This window comes from Bartonella sp. CL162QHHD (assembly GCF_042195435.1).
GTDB lineage: Bacteria > Pseudomonadota > Alphaproteobacteria > Rhizobiales > Rhizobiaceae > Bartonella.
On the sequence record NZ_JBHIOG010000020.1, the window covers coordinates 21,709 to 42,859 of the forward strand.

16 protein-coding genes and 1 pseudogene are annotated in these 21,151 nt (G+C 35.3%); 7 read left to right on the forward strand and 10 right to left on the reverse strand.

Going from position 1 to position 21,151, the window contains the following annotated elements:
* Positions 1-29: 29 nt before the first annotated feature.
* Entirely contained in the window at positions 30-812 is a 783-nt protein-coding gene (locus ACFILD_RS02085) for an ATP12 family chaperone protein (protein ID WP_273791495.1), read from the reverse strand.
* A gap of 702 nt (positions 813-1,514) precedes the next feature.
* Between ACFILD_RS02085 and ACFILD_RS02090 the strand changes: the two genes are divergently transcribed.
* The 5 genes from ACFILD_RS02090 to ACFILD_RS02110 all read left to right on the forward strand — a co-directional run bounded on the left by ACFILD_RS02090 (position 1,515) and on the right by ACFILD_RS02110 (position 5,287).
* Entirely contained in the window at positions 1,515-1,937 is a 423-nt protein-coding gene (locus tag ACFILD_RS02090) for a hypothetical protein (protein ID WP_375664698.1), read from the forward strand.
* A gap of 71 nt (positions 1,938-2,008) precedes the next feature.
* Positions 2,009-2,713: a DUF6421 family protein gene (locus tag ACFILD_RS02095; protein ID WP_375664700.1), complete on the forward strand. Its 705-nt coding sequence runs from the start codon at positions 2,009-2,011 to the stop codon at positions 2,711-2,713.
* On the forward strand, positions 2,692-3,081 hold the full coding sequence (locus ACFILD_RS02100) for a hypothetical protein (protein WP_375664701.1): 390 nt from the start codon (positions 2,692-2,694) through the stop codon (positions 3,079-3,081). Before ACFILD_RS02095 ends, ACFILD_RS02100 begins: the two co-directional genes overlap by 22 nt.
* On the forward strand, positions 3,078-3,812 hold the full coding sequence (locus tag ACFILD_RS02105; RefSeq protein WP_375663242.1) for a DMT family transporter: 735 nt from the start codon (positions 3,078-3,080) through the stop codon (positions 3,810-3,812). Before ACFILD_RS02100 ends, ACFILD_RS02105 begins: the two co-directional genes overlap by 4 nt.
* A gap of 209 nt (positions 3,813-4,021) precedes the next feature.
* On the forward strand, positions 4,022-5,287 hold the full coding sequence (locus ACFILD_RS02110; RefSeq protein WP_375664702.1) for an acetyl-CoA carboxylase biotin carboxylase subunit family protein: 1,266 nt from the start codon (positions 4,022-4,024) through the stop codon (positions 5,285-5,287).
* Between the two features lie 971 nt (positions 5,288-6,258).
* Here the strand turns inward: ACFILD_RS02110 and ACFILD_RS02115 are convergent.
* The 9 genes and pseudogenes from ACFILD_RS02115 to ACFILD_RS02155 form a co-directional block, all read right to left on the reverse strand.
* Complete coding sequence (locus ACFILD_RS02115; protein ID WP_375664703.1) at positions 6,259-9,012, reverse strand: autotransporter outer membrane beta-barrel domain-containing protein; 2,754 nt, start codon at positions 9,010-9,012, stop codon at positions 6,259-6,261.
* 902 nt (positions 9,013-9,914) lie between these two features.
* Positions 9,915-10,364, reverse strand: a complete 450-nt coding sequence (locus tag ACFILD_RS02120) for a hypothetical protein (RefSeq protein WP_273791501.1) — start codon at positions 10,362-10,364, stop codon at positions 9,915-9,917.
* A gap of 162 nt (positions 10,365-10,526) precedes the next feature.
* Positions 10,527-10,928 (reverse strand): hypothetical protein, encoded by a 402-nt coding sequence (locus tag ACFILD_RS02125; protein ID WP_375631301.1) that lies wholly within the window; start codon positions 10,926-10,928, stop codon positions 10,527-10,529.
* A gap of 363 nt (positions 10,929-11,291) precedes the next feature.
* The gene (locus ACFILD_RS02130) at positions 11,292-11,705 is read right to left on the reverse strand and encodes a hypothetical protein (RefSeq protein WP_375660075.1); all 414 of its coding nucleotides are present in this window, start codon (positions 11,703-11,705) and stop codon (positions 11,292-11,294) included.
* Positions 11,706-11,920: 215 nt separating this feature from the next.
* Positions 11,921-12,211: pseudogene (locus ACFILD_RS02135) on the reverse strand (hypothetical protein); the annotation flags it as partial.
* Positions 12,212-12,951: 740 nt separating this feature from the next.
* A complete protein-coding gene (locus ACFILD_RS02140; protein WP_273791505.1) occupies positions 12,952-14,328 on the reverse strand; it encodes an amino acid permease in 1,377 nt (458 codons plus the stop codon).
* Between the two features lie 448 nt (positions 14,329-14,776).
* Entirely contained in the window at positions 14,777-15,136 is a 360-nt protein-coding gene (locus ACFILD_RS02145; RefSeq protein WP_375631298.1) for a hypothetical protein, read from the reverse strand.
* 415 nt (positions 15,137-15,551) lie between these two features.
* A complete protein-coding gene (gene hutH / locus ACFILD_RS02150; RefSeq protein ID WP_273791578.1) occupies positions 15,552-17,090 on the reverse strand; it encodes a histidine ammonia-lyase in 1,539 nt (512 codons plus the stop codon).
* 1,311 nt (positions 17,091-18,401) lie between these two features.
* Positions 18,402-19,211 (reverse strand): class I SAM-dependent methyltransferase, encoded by an 810-nt coding sequence (locus tag ACFILD_RS02155; protein ID WP_375664705.1) that lies wholly within the window; start codon positions 19,209-19,211, stop codon positions 18,402-18,404.
* Positions 19,212-19,601: 390 nt separating this feature from the next.
* On the opposite strand from ACFILD_RS02155, the gene ACFILD_RS02160 reads away from it, so the two are divergent.
* Entirely contained in the window at positions 19,602-20,234 is a 633-nt protein-coding gene (locus ACFILD_RS02160) for a LemA family protein (RefSeq protein ID WP_273724085.1), read from the forward strand.
* Positions 20,234-21,085 (forward strand): TPM domain-containing protein, encoded by an 852-nt coding sequence (locus ACFILD_RS02165; protein WP_375664707.1) that lies wholly within the window; start codon positions 20,234-20,236, stop codon positions 21,083-21,085. The genes ACFILD_RS02160 and ACFILD_RS02165 overlap by 1 nt, the downstream gene beginning before the upstream one ends.
* Positions 21,086-21,151 lie beyond the last annotated feature (66 nt).

Below are 21,151 nucleotides of genomic sequence, written 5' to 3' on the forward strand. Positions count from 1 at the left end.
AAGAATGCACGTAAATAAAAGATTTTCCCCTATAAACAAGTTGTAACAATTGTAGCAGCAGCCTTAAATTCAACTTTTTTATGAGCACGACGTACCATTGTTTCTTTATCTATTCCCCATTGCTCCATCATCCAATCTTCATCTAAATGGGCAATAGACCAAGCATGATCAGCATCAATGTTTCCCGCAGCAACAGCAAGAGCAATGAGAGCAGATCCCGTTAAGGTTGTCATCATATGAAGTGCAGCAAGCATATAAGCAGACTCAACGCTACGTAAATAATGACTCACAGCTTGAAGTGCTTCTGGTGATTGTTCCACATGCATCAGCCCTTCTGTCAAATAAAACCTTGCACCCAGTTTTTTTTCTGCCCAATCTAATAAAGGATCCCATTGCTCAGATTGTTTTTGCACCAACTCTTTAGGTGTCTGTGCACGATAAAAGATCATATCACATGCAACAAAACGCAATAAATCTTCAAAAACCACCTGCATATCATCAGCGATACCATCAATAACAGTATTAACCAAACGCGTCATCGGCATTTTTGCAGGATCAACAACGTGCTTTTGGTTCTCAAATTCCTGAGCAACATATTCAGCAAACACTTCTGTTGGCACATGAAAATGACGCCTTGCGGGCGTTTTTACGGGACGTTCATCCAACAAAATCGTAAAGCCGACCTCCTCACAAGCGATCTTCACTTGCTTATAAAACCGTTTTGGGTGTGATTGGCATGAAAGATTTTGAATCTTTTGAACAGAACTCTTCTTATTCAATGGTATATCAAAACGATCCAAAATCTCACGCATATTGTTTACCTCTGATCTTTTCACAAAAAAAACGACTGTTTTTTTAGGTTCTGTAGCTTCAATAAGGTTTAATCTGACCTTCTTAACGATTCCAAAGAAGAAAAAATCTAGCCAATCCCACTCTAATTTAAGAGTTATATTTCATGTTTCTTTTACAAACAAGACAATGATGATTGCCTTTTATATATTCAATACAATCATAATAGTAAAACAATTTTTAAAAGTATGATCTTAATTAAGAAATTAAATATATTGAGTTTTATAGCAAAGATGTTCACGCCTTACCAATTTGCTTATTATTCACCTACAATAGTATTATCAATATGAATAGATTCAAAAACGCTGATCATCCAAAAAATGATAGAGCAGTACGGTTTACGTATCATTCATCTTCGCTTAACCATTCCAATAATTCTCTAACATATCCAATAAATACCCTGCATAGAATTTTTCCTGCTCAATCACTCCCCTAAACGACGATGTTTTACGGCATGATAGAATAATGAACAAACAAAATTATATCGTAAATTTTCTTTCACATATACATGATTTTATAAAGCACTAAATTACTTAACGCATTGTGCTTGATATACTCTACATATTACACTAGTTTAAATTTAGGCATATAATTATAAAGAATAGAGATCATGCAATCTGAAAATAATACATTTATCTATACACTTGTCCCTGCAGATACTAACTGTGCAACTACAGAATAATGGTGGCTTAACAATCACAATAAAAATATTTTGTCCACTGACTCGAGATCCCGTATTATCTTATACGCAACTCTTGAAGAAGCATTTAATGAACTTGCTCAAAAAAAAAGATAGGTATCTTCTAAGCCGTGCTGCTTACCCTGATTTACATACACTCATATTTACCCGTTTAGGTGATATGCAATTATTTGACAGCTTTATCATGCCTACTCACTCTATGGTTTTAGCTAAACGCAATAACATTGATGAAATTAAAACCGTAGCGACTCATCCTGCCCCACAATCTCTGGTAGCTCATCAATATGACAAAGTATTTGCCAACAGCAATGCTGATGCAGCCGTTCTTTGTAAGGCTGAAAAAGCAAGATTCTTGTATCACAACATCGGTTGCGGCAAATCGCTATAGGCTGAATATTGTTGAAAATTTTGGACAAGTGCCAATGGCCTTTTTGCTCCACTCGCTAAAGTCAACTAATCATGAAAAAATCTGAAGCGCTTCTTTCCATTGTTAACTTGGTTGACAAATTCCGTATGCGCCAAGAACGAGATGGGAGCATTAAAGAACCAACTTCAGCAGATAATAATAAGATCAATGAATTGATCACTCTGCTGAACCACCATGCCAATATTCTTGACGGATTATCTCCAAAACTTTTAGCGACCATTTCTGATGATCTTCATCAGTGGATAATCAGCGGTTTAACGACCCCTCCTAAATTTGATAACACTTTGGCTGCTTTCAAAGCCCCATTACCAGATGCTCCCTTGTTTTTCTTGGCTCCAATGCGTGCAACAAATGGACCTGATCCAGAAGGATTCCGGCTGGAATTAGTTACAGGATATCGTCATGAAACGGCCTATCTTGCTGACGCCTCAAAATATACAAATAATTATGTATCACCTTTTCAATGTATAAAAATGGGAATAGCATCAAGAGGTTTTTTAGAAGGCAATTGCATTGTTCTATTCCCAGAATCTGTAGCGGCTGCTCAAAAAAAACAAAGCAAACAATTGTGGAAGCTGAACGTTTACTCGGTCGAGATAGTAAATTCCTGTTCGGTCAATTGCATAGTCGTAACTTATCTAAAGAAGACATTTTCGATGCTTGCTGTTTGTGGGGCTATTATCATGACTATGCACATCATACCGGACCGCGGCCATTGGATAAAAATCTGTATATAAAATTAAATTGGTTTACAGGTCTTCTAGAAGAAACTAAAGTTGATTTAATTACAGTGCGTATTATGCTACAAAATCATCCAAAATTTTGGAAAGAAATAACTGAATTTATCCTATTAGAACGCATATTTCGTTATCCAAAAGATTCTGATCAGCATATGACATTCGATGCTGCTACAGGGATCTTGCTTTTTGAAATATTGATGATAGCAGATATAGAAGCACTTGAAGCATTAGATGATGACGCTTATTTGGCAGGAGCTAAAGATTATATCCAAAATAATCTTGGAAAACCACAGACCTCAAAGTCACGATTTAATTTTTCAACATCATCTTATGCACAGCGAGTGATTAGAGGATTAAATCATTGAGTTTTATAAAAGGACGATTATTATTATTTACTTTTGCCATTCTAGCATTGTTTTCCATAAGTTGGTTATTATCTAAGAATTTGGTTAGCAATATACCCGTCATGCATGCGGTTGGACTTAGGTTGTTTGCCACCGCTGCCACCTTATGGCTGATTGCAATATTTCGTGAGAAAGCTGTTTTCAGATCCCTACCATTGCTTTCCATGATACCTTCTTTTTTAATTCTCTCAGTGTTAGGATTTTCGCTGTATTTTGTATGCAGTTTTGGCGCATTAAAATCACTCAAAGCCAGTGATTTAACCATGGTGCTCGCTACTATTCCAGGAATTACTTATATATTAGGTGCATTGACAAATGTCCTTAAATTCTCATGGCTGAAGCTTAGTGGAGTGATAATTGTCAGTGTAGCAGCTGTAGTATTCAATATAAATAGTGGAGAAGGTGGATATTATAACCTGATAGGAGTAGTGCTTGCCTTAACAGCAGCACTTTCTTATTCTGCTTATGGCTTATTGTCTAAACGTTATCTTAAAAATCTACCTTTGCTCACCTCACTGGCTTGGATCACGACAATTTCTGCAGCATCATTTATGCCATTATTTATTTTTGATCCTGCCCCACTCTTCTATCTTAAGTTAGAAGATATATTTAAAATATTGATTTTAGGAACTGTTTGCTCGGCACCAGTTTACGTATTATATCAAAAAGTTTTAGCCGAAGGAGGCGTATAATACGCCAACACTATCGGCGTATTATCCCCTTTTGCAGTGATTGCATGTGAATGGATAATCGGCTCGAGCCCTTCTCTCAATATGATCAAAATAATTGCTATGATTGTAGTTGTTATAGGGATGACACTCTTATTTATAGATGCATCAAAGGTATCTACATGGCAACATAAACGCCATTCTCAAAACTCCAAATTTAATGAGGAAACAAAATGAAAAAACTCGCGTTAATTTGCCAGCGCAATGCAAAATTACCATTTATATTTGAAGCAGCACAAGCAGCTAATATCGAATTAGTAATGATCTATGATACCGCTGAAAGCGCTCCCACTCAACACCCTGCAGCAATAACTTCAACTTGGCAACTTCCTGTTTTTGATAACCCAGAGGCAGCTCTAGACACTTTTGCAACGGGAGCAAAAGAACGCAATATTTCTGGGGTTATGACCCTTCGCGAAGAAGCCATCCTATGGACAGCTTTGGCTGCAAAAAAAATCAATACTCCAAGTATTGAACCAGAAATAGCAGCATTAACCAGAAATAAATATCTCATGCGTCAAGCTTTCGCTAAAGCAGGCTTAAGAACACCAGGATTCTTTTATATAGATCATCCAGAAAACCTATCACAAACACAAGCCTTGGATTATCCACTCGTTATTAAACCCGTCTCTGGATGGGCAAGTACAGGCGTAATGTTAGCTAAAAATTCCGCCGAACTTCCTGATCTCATTAAAGCCGTATGGAATGTTCAGCATAAAGACATGGCACGTTTTAATGATAAAAGTAAACCTGTAGGTTTAGTCGTAGAACAGTATTTGCCAGGAAAAGAGTTTGTCGTAGAATGCTTTGTTGATACAGCAGGTGTACACGTTCTGGCCGTTGGAGACAAGGGACAGCCTGAGGGACCATGGTTTGAAGAAACAATTTATCGTCAACGCTGTGATATAGATGATCCTTTAATTATTGCTTTATGTGAGGCTGCATGCTCTGGAGTTAAAGCTCTTGGTATAAATATAGGTGCTGCCCATGTAGAGCTACGCCTAGATGCTCATAATTTACCTTATATCATTGAGATTGGCGCTCGTATAGGTGGATCGGGTGTCTCCCATTTTATTGTTGAGCAAGGTACAGGGATTTCATTTGCAAAACTATGTATGAATGCCGCTTTAGCTGAACAAACCCCAGACCTTCCCGATATACTCCCAGCTGAAAAAGTGGCGGCAAATTATATTATTCCTCTTCGTGGTCATGGACGGTTTTCTGGATTTTTAGGTCTAGATAAGGTTGCACAGCATCCTCAAACCGCCAGAACTATCATTTTCTTTGAAACCAATCATCTTTCACCACCTCCACCAGCATTTGGTGGATATCCTGGTTTTATTTTCTCTGTTCATAACTCAAACGAAGAAGCACGCAATTACCATAAATGGCTCGATGACACCTTAAGCATCATATGGAAACACCATGTTTATCAATAGTCCGATAAAGATATTTTTACTGCCCCTGAACTTTAATATAAATCTTATCGATACAAACGAACTCACAATGCAAATGCGATTGCCTAAAACTTTGCCAACATCTTCCATTAAAGGTGCATATTTCAAAAAACAGGAATTGAGGAAGATATAATCTACTTTTACACCCCATTTTAATAAAAGCTCTTCAATGTTTCTATATTTGAAACAATAATAAAAACTTCTAAACGACTTTTTTGATACGATCAACCTCTTCTCCCCACATCTTAAAAGAAGAACAAAAGATCTTACCTCCCCCACTTTGATTTAAAACTTATATTTCATATCTATTTAACAAAGAAGACATGATCTTGTTCATATATTCAATACAGCCATTAGAACAATTTTTTTAAAGGATTTATCTTTATTAAGAACTGAAGATATTGAATTTGATGTTAAAAGTGTTCAAGCTTTACCACTTTTCTCATTATCCACCTACAATAATGCGATCGATACGAACAGCTTCAAAAACGCTTTTTGCAAAATTTTAAAGCATAAAAATACGCATCATCCACGAAACGATCGAGCTGTATATTGTACATATCTCCTCCTTTGCTTAACAGCAAAAGCTTTTAATCAACAGTCAATATCTCCCTGCCTTTCATGATTGATATCAGCGACCTCAAACGCCAGTCTTTACAGCATAACAGGATAATAAGGCTACTATTTTAAAAAGCTGATGACAAACACATCCCCAATATTTATAGCCAAAATAACACAAATAGATTCACAGTCTCATTATCATTTTTTTTGAAGCATTTAAGCTCCCCTATCAACCAGATAAAAAAATAAATCAACGTGATCCTTCCATACTTATTAAAACACATGATAGCATTATTAAAAGAAGCAATTAAAATTCTGCACCATCAATGGTTTAAATCCCGGCAATAAAATAAAACTTTAAAAATTACATTTATTATTTTTAAAAAGATTTATTAAAAATGATAGCGCAAACCACCAGAAAAATGAACTCCAGAAAAACCAGCCTTGGTTAACCTATGCTGATAGCTAAGATCACTGTGAAGTGTAACTTTAGAAGAAAACTGCGCATTGATACCCAAACCTGTTTCTAAAGAAGACCCGAAAGAACCCAACTGGAAAACATCTTTAAAATGAACAAATTGTTCTTTATCAAAACAATGAGCAAGATGAATAGTGCCATAAAAAGAAATGATACGATCCTTTTCGGAGGCTGTAAATGTTTTACTTAAACGCCCACCAACACGCATAAACCATTGATCTATTTTTTTCATCTCAACATCAAATCCGTCAATATCACGAAACTTATCAAATTGAAGATGTTGATAAATAAGCTGAAATTGCGGATCAAAAATAAGACCTTCACGTCCTATCATAGACACTTTACCAGCAGAAAAAGAAACGTTGAGAGGTTTTGCTTTTAATGTCGCCGTCTTACCCCAAACACGGCTATGCACATCCCCTTTAAACAAGCCATAAGATAAAAGACCGTCTACGTAAAAATCAGTGTAATGTTTCACACTAGCATATGCCGTAAATGACCATTTATTAAATGTACTCTTTTGACTTTGTTCCACATTATGAGGTTGTAAGGAAAGTTTTCCATAGGTTCCCATAATCCCAAAAGATGTCGTATTATGTGCACTCTCTACCGTTTTAAGCAAAAGATCTGTTTCTATAGCGTTATAATCAACATGTCCATCGTACCCATATTTAAGTGTAGAAAGATCTGAGACATAACGATAACGTCCACCATAACTCTGAACAGATAAAGCAAAATTCCCTTCAACTTTTAATAATTTACGAGGAATAGACCGCCTAACGTGCAACTGCTTTTGTTGATGACTAATATCCATGAGCCCAACATGAAACAAAGCATTTGGTACCAGAAGGTAAGTGGGAACCTGTGGAACAACCTCCCTGATCTTTAACTCAGAAGGGGGAATAGCAGACACCTCTAAAGCAGGCTGAATATATTTACTTTCAAGGCGGAAATCCCAAAAATCTCCATCTCCTTCAACCAATCTTTGAGAAGTTTGTGCATTTCCAAGAGCAGAAGCTGGACCATAAGCATGAAGATAATATTGGTAAGGCAAACCCTCTAATGCGATATAAGCACGATTTAACTGAAAAGAATCCTCTGCCGCTTTTCCAGAAACCTGAATAAGTGAAATACTATGAGCATTTTCACCGGTTGCTATCTCACCCTGATTTCCTGAAACAAATTGCACATAAACTGTCGTTTTTCCAGAAACATCACCATGTATCAAAAGCCGATCAGTTTTTTTATTATCGAGCAAACCATCACTACTGAGATGTGTATTGAGATAAATATCTGCCCTATCTTGCGCACTATAAACTTCTTTTTCTCCCTTCCCAATATAAAGTGTCTGATACTCCTGAAACATTGGAATCTCAAAAGCAATAAAACTATCAGAAACTTTCACAAATGAAATAGACGAACTTGTACGGTTTGCAACTTGCAAATCTATCCCTTTTCTTTTTGTCAAAAACCATTTTGATCCCCCTGTTAAATAAAGTTCAGCAATAGAATCATCGGCAACACGAGTCCCTCCTATCAATGAAGAGGAATCAGCCAAAATCGCTACAGTCCCCCCCTTTTCAGCTGTTAATAATAAATCACCAAAAATTTTTGTACCTTCTGTTACTCCAATATAACTACGACTTTTATTACTATGAATAGCTGTTCCGTCTGGAACCTCAAAAATTGTCCTTTTCAAAAAGACAAGTCCCTGTTCATACGCATCATTTTCCCCATCCCTCTCAAAATACATACCCTGTTTGTTACCGATTGCTTTAATTGTTGAATCTTCAATATTAACCCGTGAAATTAAAATATTTCCTTCCCTGCCATTATTGGATGGTGTGTTAGAATCTTGTCCAACTGTTAAAACATGAACATCCGTAGAAATAATATTCGTATTTTTTACATAAACAGAACCATGATGTTTTACATTGAAAACTGTATGTGTAATTTTTTCATTTGTATTTTCTTTGTCTTCTGTTTTTTGATATTTTGAAGCAATGGTAACACCATCTAAAGTCGCACTACCCCCTCTCCCCACATAAAGCGCAGCAGCATCATTCACATCAATAAATCCACTTTTCATCTGAATACTCGCATCAGCCCTAACGAAAAGAGCACTCTCTTGACCGATACCCAAACCTTCCACTTTAATTTCTGTATCCGTTAACGTAACAGATGCTCCTAGATTCTCTGCATAAGCAGCAATCTGAGAAGCCTCAATTGTTCCACGATTAACCTCAATCATTCCACTATCAGCTTTAAGACCTATTGATACATTTTTAAAAGCTGAATCGCTCAAAACAATTTTGCCCCCTTGTGATACCAAAACACCATAAATATCTTCTATACCTGCAGTAGCTTCAACCTCTACACGCATTGCCTGAATAACTGTATTTGGCTCCTGCACTACTATAGCAGCAGGTAACATGAGAGACCGCCCCTCCCCATTCTTTTCTTTAACAGGTGCCGTGAATTTATATACTTTATCACTAATTGTATGCTTTGAACCATCACTGCATTCATAAGGTAATTTGTTTTTGTCACATGACAGTGATGTATATGAATGAGAATGTGCCTCAATATTTATATTTAACAAAAAAGAAAAAATAGCTGCTGTAAAAACGCACGAATACAAGTGATTGTTAGATACCTTGACTATCATTGTTTTTCAAAACTTTCTTTTTTCAACAAGAAAAAATGCTGGCAAAAAAATAAACCACAAATTAAACACAACAAGAATGAAACAAACAAAATTATTTTATTTTTTATGATAAATTACAGCATTAAATAATATGTTTTGTGTCTTATGTAAAGAAAGAACAAAAAGTTTAAAAATACCATTTAAGATGACAATCCCTTTAAAGAAGGCATCTCAAAAACCGCTGAAAACTGCAATTACAAAGTGCCGAAACACCAATCTTTAAAAAAACGTGAAAAAATGCGAACTTTGAAGAGATACAATATTCAATTTATCTCACCACCGAAAAATTAAAATACAACAAAATGAGAATAACTTTTAAGATTAAACGATTAAAACGTTTTAATAAAACACAGCACAAATAAGATACAGTACACGCAATCTATAACCGCATTATTCCTTCAACCACAACAAAAAAACAAGAAATTGCACACTAATGTATAAGCTAATCTACATAATTTCTATATTAGAAATGCTAGACATCTAACAAAAAAAATTGAATTAATAAATGTAATATTTTAGATCTTTTGATAAAATCTAAAATACAGTAAAATACTCACCATTTTGAAATTTAAAAACACCAAAATAAAATTTCATCAAAATCAGCTCTATGAAAGCTATCTGTTTATTATCGTTAAAGCAAATATTTTAGCAAAGCTATTATTTTCCATTCTTTATATTGAATAAATTTCTCTAAACAACAACTCACTATCCCCCGCTAGCATCATCTGACAACAATACTATTGCCAATCTCGTAGCTGATGAATATAACTACATTGGAGACAAAAGACCGATATTTCTCTCTTCTCCCGTTTAATATTTTTATTCAATTATTGCTTTAAAAATCAACGTTCTACTGTTGGCGATCACTTGTGCAAAGCTTTTTTTATTTTCTGGCGCTTTTTATCATTTTCAAAACGTAACATCAAATCTCGCTCTTGTTTTGTCGAATTGGTTACACCAAAAGTATCATTGTCCATAACCTGCTGATACCCTGCTACCATTAAATTGACTAAAAATGAATCACTTCGCGGCGCTGATGAAAAATAGATTCCCTTTGAATCTTGTAATTTGTACCGATAACCTGCTTTAGTCATGCACTCATAAACTGCTGCAAAATCACTTGCACGCGAATCCATATTTTCAGAAGAAGCGTAGATTGGTTTCCAACCACATTTTGACAGTGCTTGTTGGACCATAGACTTATTGACACCGGGCTTTTCCCATAATTCTAATGTCGATGGGGGAGGTTTGCTAATACACCCAGCAGTGCTTAATAAAATTATAGCACTCAATAATTTCAATGTTTTTTTCATTCCCCCTCCTTCAATATTTACGATAGAAAGACTGATAAGTCTTCTAATATTTGCTCACACGCAAGATGACTCTTGTTAGCATATAGATATTGAAGAAACAATCCCACCCACCCCATGCAAAAACAAGAATGTAAGGATTTTTGATTACAGCAGCCTCAATACTTAAGGTTGACATTCAGGTTGTTCTTTATGCTCTTTACAATGAGGACTATTCAAACGCCTCTCTACACTTCGCTGAGGAATAACTGCATCAGGCTGACAAATTGGAAGATTTTCATATTTCTCACACCACTTCATTCTTCCCAATTTATCTTGAAAACCTGCTTGGATCATACATGCATTCACAGACTCCTCTGCATTGAATTTTTCATCCATACTTATTTCTGTATCAAGACGACCATCAAGATGCTGTATTCCACATTCTAACAGGGCTTTTTTTATCTCAAGCTGATCTGCACCGGATTTTTCCCATGCATCTACAGCTGTTCGAGAAGGCTGCTCTGGGTAACATCCTGCCATAACAAATAAGGTTATCCCGCTTAATAATTTTAAAATCTGCTTCATTTTCCTATCCTTGAGTAATTTTGATATTACGAAACAATCTATAAATTATTATACATGCTGTTTTTTATTTCCAAAACAATGATGAACATTATCAGCCTATATTATTTTTATCTTTCCGAAGATTATGCCATAATTATTATAGCAAAAATACGGTAAAATTATTACTAAAACCATATTCTATCAACGATATGCTTATAATTATTATCAATATTTTGATTACAACCAAAATAGATATTTTATATCATTGCGCCAACAGTTGTTGTCCTCATAAATAATTAGCATTGACATGCTGAATTAAGCCATCCCCGTACGGGCATGAGAAGCATGAAGGTAGGGATTGTTGATCATCACAAACAGCAAAACTTAAGGTTTGCATTCAGGTGCATTTTTATACTGTTTACAATAAGGGCTGTTCAAGCGCTTCTTGACACTGGGCCTAGGGATCACAGCGCCTGGACGACAAATGGGAAGGTTTTCGGCTCTAAAAGTATAACATGGCCCACCCGCTCTTGCTACTTCTTCATCTTTATAGCGAAAACCTAATTGAAGCATGCAAGCATAAATTGTTGCTTTTGCATTGATGCTCTGCTTTCTATTTTCTGGATCGACATCATAAGGTGTTGGCATGCCACATTCTAACAGGGCTTTTCCTATCTCAGTAAAATCTGCTCTTGGCTTTTCCCACGCACTCAAATACCCTCCAGGAGTTTTATTAAACTGACATCCGGCTATACTCAATAGAGTTATCGCACTTAATAATTTTAGAGTTTGTTTCATTTTTTACTCCATGATTTAATTCAAGGCTTTTGTTCTAGATGAGATGTGCCATAAAAACTTTTGGCATTTATAACCCACATCTCCAAGACAGGTATGGGAGCTTATGGGATTTGTAGCCACTCTCAACCATTCTATCAAAACGTTACTGCCAGCAGGGAGTGTCCCGTAGGTATAGCCATTACCGCCAATCCATCGGCTTACAAAGTCATATCTATGCCCATCAAAAAACCTGTTTCATGCGTCTGTGAATGGCTGCTATGATGGTCTGTCATGCCAACAATCGTCATACTTTCTCCCATTACATTGATATCTTGACCGGAAATCAGATGAGAAGCAGAAATCTTGGCTTCTCCTTGTGCGTCTAACACGATGTTGCCCGTCGCCCCAAGGATAGAGGAGACCGTTGTGGTATGCGATTAAGAACTATCGGACGATTTCTCATGCAAAAAGCCACTTGATGACGACTGTTTTTGCTGATCGTAGTGTTCTTGAGCACCTTTTATGGTAGTATTGAATAATTTTGCACCGCAATACAGTTGCGGAGTGCATTTTGTCCGCCTCCACTTGTGATAAAAATTACTCTCGTATCAATATTATAAAAAATAAGTTTGATCCTTGCTATTGTGAGCGCAATAACAATAAGAGTCGTAACACTGTCACACGTTCATTGTTCTCTTTAATTTACTCTTCTATGAGATTTTATTGTGATACCTTGCTGCTCTTTATTAAAGTTTTTGCAAATACAATCATACAATGCCTCTAATGACTTTGTTATCCACTATTTTCTACCAACGCCAATCCTCTTTGAGAAAAAATACATAAAGAACTTTATCTTCGATTCTAAAAGCAATAGTAGTTTTCTAAACAATAAAATTTAAACAACCAATTTTTTAAAGAGCTTAAAGAACAATTCTTACAATAACTTCTCTTGTGGAACAGAACTTCATTAATACGTTTAGAAAAAGATATCTGCCTATAATCTTGTATCTGGTAAAATCTATTTGCACTATTAGGCATTTTTACCTGAAAGACTTATATTGATTGCAGGGCTCACCATCAAAAAATGCCTAATATTTATATGATTTGGTCGTTACCGTAAGCAATGGCTCACAAAACTTCCAAAGCAAAATAATAACGAGCAGATTTTTTCAATCTAGATTGTTCTAACCTTTAGAGAATAACAATCAAACACCTGTTTTCCTGATGACATCAGCTATTTGTTTTGAGCTTTATCTCTATTCACATTTTATTGCTGTTTCTTTTGCTTAAAATTATAAAGTTTAAGTGCATAGAAACAAATAATAAGCCAAGCAATCCAACTAAAACCTATAATTAAAACCGGTCGTGTCTCATCAAAATACCATAACAGAATAAAAATAAAAACCATAAATAAAATAGAAAAAATCGATCCTATTGGCCAAAATGGAATGGGAAATTTTAAACCATTCTGTGCTTCTTTAGGCATCTTAATTCGCATAAAAAATTGTGAAAGTAGAATCATCATCCAAACAAAAACTGTCGCAAATGTTGCCATTGCGGCAATAAGAAAAAAAAGCTTTTCATGGTAAAAATAATTAAGGACAGCACCAAGAAGAAAGATACCGAAGATCATCAAAATAACAAAAACTGGTATACCATTTTTTGATAAATATTGAAACTTTTTTAAAGCATAACCTTCCTGCGATAAACCATGGATCATACGACAAGCACCATACATTCCACTATTCATTGCTGAAATAGCCGCTGTAACAACAACAATATTTAAAATATTTGCTGCATACGAAATCCCAAGATTTTCAAAAATAGATACAAAAGGGCTATCCATAAGACCAATCTCATTCCAAGGATAAAGAGACATTAAAATAGCTAACGTCATGACGTAAAAAAGCAAAATACGAACTGGAGTAGAATTAATTGCCTTTGAAATCGTTTGATGAGGGTTTTGAACTTCCATGACTGCCATGCCAATAATTTCTATGCCACCAAAAGCAAAAACAACAACACTAAAGCAAGCTAAAAAACCAAACCAACCATTGGGAAAAAGTCCACCATTTTTCCATAAATTATGAACAGTAACGGTAGAAAAATTTGCACCTTCACCCCACCCCCAAAAAATAATTGCTATTCCTAAAATAATCATCGCAATGATAGCGATAACTTTAATAGAAGATAGCCAAAACTCTAGTTCACCATAGACTTCTACAGCAGCTAAATTAATACCTGTGATGATTAATGTAATACTCAGTGCCCATACCCAAGGAGCAACATCAGGATACCAAAACCCCATATAAGTCGCAAAAGCTGTAATATCAGCCAAACCAACAAGAATCATCTCAAATACGTATGTCCATCCCGTTAAAAAACCTGCTAATGGTGATATGTAATTTGCCGCATAACGAGCAAAAGAACCAGGTAATGGATTATGAAGTATCATCTCTCCTAGAGCCCGCATAACCATAAAAATAGCTAAACCAGCAATACAATAGGCAATCAAAACACTGGGACCGGCAAGCTTAATTGCCTGTGCAGACCCATAAAAAAGACCTGTTCCAATAGCAGAGCCAAGAGCTAAAAAAATAACTTGGCGCTTACTCATCCCTCTTTTCAGTTTATTTATTGCCATTTCTTTCCTTACTTTTTGAAATGCTGACAATCCACACAACGATAACAGCTTTATGATAAATAAAGCCTCATGTTTCTTTCACAAATATATTTCAAAAAACATCGAAGACCAGCCCGTCAAACACTTTGTTCTAAACAATAAAAAATACTTTTATTGCGAATTACTCAGCTTTTATAGCCTGCAATTTCGTATTATTTTATTCAAATAAAGTGATAATGAATTTTTTTATAATTGTCATTTAATTCATTTCGTATTCTCTAGTTTTTTACAGAGAAAATTAATCTTAATGTAATCTAAACTTTTAGGCTTCTATTTCCGTGCACGAAAATAGAAGCCTAAAACTTCATAACAAACGCATTAACTATGCGTACAATTAATTTTTTGTTACTTTAAGAAAACTCTCTTTGAGCCCACAAAGCAAACTTTTTACGCCAATTGAATAGCTCAATCAATGATAATACGAATCTCGCAAGCCTTCAAAAGTATGAGAAATTGTATTTACAACCCATCTTTTAAGGACTCCAACTGTCTTAAAGATAAACTTTCCAATGGAAAAAAAATATGCGCTAAAAATAGAATCTTTGACTGTTGGCCTAATGATAGCATTCTCCTTATCTTCGGGATTTTGCCCTGAGATAGCAATAAAATCTTTGTTTTTCGCTAAAATCAGAGGCTCCTTCTCTTGGTCCACTATTGTAATGAAAACTTCCTCTGGAAAGCCACCTCTCCTACAATTTGCATGAATCTCAAGAATTTGAGAGAAAAAAATAACTGTTATTGATACACATAATCTAGCACTTTTAAACATTTCTTTCTCCTTTTTTATTTAAAATATCAAAAATGAAATATAAAATTCATAAAGTATTAACAAATAAGAAGAATCTACAATAAATTTTTTATTTTTACTTAATATAATACATATATTATAATTTGTACTTATAAAAATATAATATTACAACATATAATTTGTGAATATTATTTAACTTAGATTAAAATTTCTGATAGAAATCAGAAAGTATAGGTACTTTAAATTTATAGTTTCTATAAAATTATGATGCTAAATCAGATCCATATAAAATAATAAAATATCTAGTTGACTATAAATAACATATATATACATAATTCATTAAATAATTCAAATATAGTATTGATCTTCTATATTTTCATATGAGGAAGTTTCAAAATTCAATATCCGCCCTTCATCATTGTCCTTAAAACAAATATTATTGAAAACTTAATGAAGGAAAAATTGTTTCTGGTAAAACAGATAATAAGTGCCCTTCACGCACAAGTATATGTGCTTGATGAAGATCTGGAGCCAGATAGCGATCTTCCTTAAGAGAAGCAACATTTTTGCGTAAACATTCCATAACAGATTGCAAAAAAGTACTTGTTTTTAAAGGTGCACGATATTCAATTCCTTGTGCTGCAACAAGCGTTTCAATGCCAATAAGTGTAAAAAGATTTTCGCTCATTACCAATAACCGACGAGCTCCATGACAAGCCATTGAAACATGATCTTCTTGATTGGCTGAAGTTGGGGTTGAATCAACGGAAGCAGGATGGGCCATTTGCTTATTTTCAGACATTAAAGCTGCCGCTGTTACTTCAGCAATCATAAAACCTGAATTAAGACCCGCATTATGCGCTAAAAAAGCTGGAAGTCCATAAGAAACTGCTGGATCAACCATAAGAGCAATACGCCGTTGAGAAATAGATCCTATTTCACATAAAGCAAGAGCAATCTGATCAGCAGCAAACGCTACAGGTTCAGCATGAAAATTCCCACCTGATACAACTTCACCATTCCTTAAAATCAATGGATTATCTGTAACAGCATTTGCTTCAATAATCAGTGTTTTTGCTGCTGCCAGCAAAATATCAAAACATGCCCCCATGACCTGTGGCTGGCAACGTATACAATAAGGATCTTGTACACGCTCATCACCCCGTAAATGTGCTGCACGAATTTCTGAATCCTCTACAAGCTTTTCTAATGTTTTCGATACGGCAATCTGCCCATAATGTCCTCGTAAAATATGAATATCAGGATGAAATGGCGCCGTTGATCCCATGATGGCATCTGTCGTCAAGGCCCCTGCCAACAATCCACCACACAATGCCCGATAACCTCGAAAAAGACCGGCAAGTGCAAGGGCTGTTGATGTTTGAGTCCCATTAATAAGAGCTAGACCTTCCTTTGCCTCTAAAATAATAGGGGACAATCCCGCTTTCTCTAATGCAACAGCTCCACTCATACGAATATTTTGAAAAAATGCTTCCCCTTCTCCCATCATAACAGCCGCCATGTGAGCAAGTGGAGCTAGATCACCTGAAGCACCAACAGACCCTTTTTCAGGGATGACAGGAATGACGCCCTTTGCAAGCATATTTTCCAGCAAATTTACCAATTCTAGACGAACTCCTGAAGCTCCTCTTCCTAAAGAGATAAGCTTTAAGCTCATTATCAAACGCACAATATTTTCAGCTAAAGGTTCTCCTACCCCACAACAATGGGACAAAATAAGATTTCTCTGTAAAACAGTAACATCGTCCGCATCAATTTTAATGGAAGCCAACTTCCCAAAACCAGTATTAATACCGTACACAGGCTCACTTCCAGCAGCAATTTCAGCAATGCGCAGTGCCCCTTTCTCGATAGCTAAATGCGTGTCATTATGAAGTTTACTCACTTCACCATTAAAATAAATAGCCGCAAGTTCACTAAGCGTCACCTCGCTCGGTTTCAGTATAATAGTCATAATTTACTTTCTTTTTTATCAAAGTATAATGTTTAGCATTATTGATGCTTCTATAAAACAAAAAAACTATAACGACTCTTTAAAGCGAGAATACTTTTTTAAAGGTATTCCTTATAATGGAGTTATTATTCAAAAGTAGAATAGTTGACGATAAATGAAAATGAAATATTGACAAACACAACTAAGGTCATGGATTTCAAAAATAGATAACGCATTAATTTATAATTATAATCTAGCATGATTCATATTAAATGAGAGAGCGGAATATCTTAAGACTCTCTCATTCCAAATCTGTGTATGTTGAATCAATCAACACCATTCGCTTGCACGTCATAAGCGAAATTGGCGTATAGATAAAACTGTAAAAAAAAGGACTACTCCTCTTATGAGCCGTGTCAAGAGCTGTCGCAACATTGGGAGATGACAAAGTGTGTGATAGTGCAGGCTTATTTTTTTATGACGCGTAAAGATGAAGAACTCAATGGATTTATCATTAAGCTATTCCTACTAAACTTATAAAAATCTTAGACAGACAGCTGTCACAATCTATCATGATTGCAAAAATTAAACTCTATAGAAAATTAAAAAACTTATTCAACACATCACAACAGAGAAGAAATTGAGCTTTTTTGCTACTTCTAAAATTGTATTTAAAGCGCCAGATTTAAACCTAAAAAGCACATCTTCAATAAAACCACACAAGACTCGCCCTAACCCGTTATTTAAAATAAAAATAAAAGAAGTTTTCTTATATCAAAAAATTTAATTAACATATTGTTTTTATATTATATCTTTAAAAAAGAGAAATGCTCCATATAACATATTTATATTTTACTTTTTTGTTATATTGAATCTGAATTTAGAGATAATTTCAAAATGAGTTGTTTTTTAAAGGTGCTTCCAAGCCATCACCTTTTTTACTACAAATTTCTGATTATGATAATTTTTATACTTTTTCAGTTTTTTTTGTCAAAATTTATTAAAAACACTCTCATTTAATAATAAAAAACAATCATAAAAACAAAGAATTATCAAATATTTCTATTCAATCTACCTCTTCTTATTTTATAAAATAATCTGTTGTTAAACTGCAGTAAAGAAAGCGCTTCAATACTATAATGCAGTGCATAAATTTTCTATTTAAACTCTCTCATATCAAGTGAACAATGAAAATCAGACGTAATAAGATGTCAACGTGAATGCTGAAGAAAAAAACCGTCCCCCTCAAAATCTGCCTTAATAAGGCGTTAATTTCCTGAATACCGCCTACTCTGATGTGCTAAAAGAGCAAAAGTAATCATCGATATCAGATTATCCCGCATACATATAGAGCTCACTTCGATACAAAAGCTCCAAATTGCCTTGCACTTCATATTTCTTTATCAATGAGACCAATTGCCGCAAATATTCTTCCCCATAGCAAGCAATAGCGCGTTGCGCTTGCGTTGAAGAGCGGCTCATTCCAATAAAAGCTTCAGATGGGATCATCATCATCCAATTATGCGTATGAAAAAAAATCTTTTCTGGATCTACCCCAAAGCCATCACTCATTTCCTGTAAAAAATCAAAATTACGATAATAACGGGAATAGTTCGGACTCATTTTTTCTAACAATGTCTCATAAGCCTCTAGAAATTCGCTATGCTTGAAATCGCGATTATTTTGAATAACCGCCATGACACCATTGACTCGAAGTTGATCTGAAACAGAACAAAGCAACTTGGGACGATCCATCCACTGAAACGCTTGCGCTGCAATGACAAGATCAACCTCGCCAATTTGAGGCAATAGGTCTTCGGCACGGCCCTGATACCACTGCACCGTAGGAAATTTTTTTCGCCCCTGCTTAATCATATCTGCCGATACATCGATAGCATGATATTGGTGCTCATTTCCTAAAAATTTAACAATTCCCTCTAATGCGATGCCTGTCCCAGCACCCACATCCACAATGGATAAATGCTTTTTGTTCTTAAAAGAATGGAGCATGGTTTTAAATAAAGTGAGGGGGTAGCGAGGACGATAACGATCATAATCATTAGCCAATCCATCAAACTTTTCACTTTGCCGTTGAACACCTTCTATCACAGGATTTTCCGCCTCCTTCACAATTACTACCATACATAGTTAAAAAGCCTTTTTTGTCCAATCTATTAAACATAACTTCTAAAGGAGTGAAAATAAGAACTGCCCTTACCTTCTATCTTTCCATAAGATTGATACTTACATTTTTCCCTTTTCCAATTGTGATCTGCACGTTGTGAAACACAAAAATACTACGAAAATAATATAATTTTCTGTAATAATAATTGATATAAATATTATTGAACTTTTATAAGATGACATCTATATTACCCGTATTATTTTAATATCAACGAGTCACTTAAGCGTGCCTAAAACGCATAGAGATGTCGATTTATTGATAAATATGCCTGTTTATAAAATTCAAAATACTTTCCACCAAGAAGATAAACCCTATATAATACATAAAATATCTGTGGAGACATCTTTATGTTAAATGTACAAACTTCTTCAATTTCAATGTTTAAAATATTAAAACAATTTTCAATCGTGATTTTTTTGGCATGGTTAGTGCCATTTTTAAGTGGGTGCGGATTTAATACGATACCAACAAATGAAGAAAAAGCACATGCAGCATGGAGTGAAGTGCTCAATCAATATCAACGTCGTACAGATCTCATCCCCAATCTTGTAGAAACAGTTAAAGCTTACGCAGCTCATGAACAAAGCGTTTTCACAAATGTAATTGAAGCACGTGCTAAAGCAACGCAAGTCAACATTAATGCAGATATGTTGAATAATCCAGAAGTTATGCAGCAATATCTCAAAAATCAAGCAAATTTATCAAGTGCACTTTCGCGGCTTATGGCTGTTGTTGAAAACTATCCGGATCTTAAAGCAAACCAGAACTTTCTTGCTCTTCAATCACAACTAGAAGGAACAGAAAACCGTATTTCCGTTGCGCGCCGCGATTATATTGAAACAGTACGTGCCTACAATACTGCACTCAAAACAATGCCGACGATGATTTGGGCAAAATTATGGTTTCGTGATGCTAAACCTATGCCAACTTTTACCATCGATACTGATAGCCAACAAACACCAAAGGTTAATTTTAATTAATGAAATCATTTCGATACTCTTTGCAACGTATTGTATTTCCACAATTATGGGCTTTTATCTGCTCTCTGTATTTAGTTGCTGCATTGGGAAGTATCGCTTGTTCGCAAATAAAATTTCCTCATTTAACAGGCTATGTTAATGATGTGGCTCATTTGCTCGATAATGCAACCAAGGAAGACTTGACAAAAAAACTGGCAGCACTCGAAGAGAAAACGGGAGATCAAATTGTTCTTGTGACACTCCCTACTCTTTCGGGCAATGATATAGAAACATACAGCAATTCTCTTTTTCGTACATGGGGATTAGGCCAAAAGAAGATCAATAATGGTGTATTACTGGTCATTGCACCGAATGAACGCACAGCACGTATCGAAGTAGGATATGGTTTGGAAGGAGAGCTAACAGACGCTCTTTCCTCTGTCATTATTAATAGCTTCATGATTCCTAATTTTCGCGAAGGAAATTATCAAAAAGGAATTGCTGAAGCAGTTGATGCAATTATCAAAGTTATTACAGAAAGTAATTCTGATTTTACTTTTCGTATCAAAGAAAAAGCTAAAATCGTTGAAGAACAACGTAAACAAGCTGAAAAAGAAGAAATGGTAATCAATGCAATTATGTTTTTAGCCTTTTTTATAATGTTTGGTCTCCCTATTCTTGCAATGATTTTTGGTAAAAAAGTGGGTCCACAAAAGTATCTCTGGCTGGGGATCATCTTCACACCTTGGTTTCTTAACTTAAGTGCCGGTGGCAGATATCCTGGTGGAAGGTTCGGTGGTCCTCGAGGTGGAGGGGGCTTTAGGGGTGGTGGTGGATCATCAGGTGGAGGCGGTGCAACAGGAAGATGGTAAAAGGAGCGTGGATTTTTAAGCGTAGTAAATCTTCTTAAGATAAAATTTATGAACGTATTCTCTTTT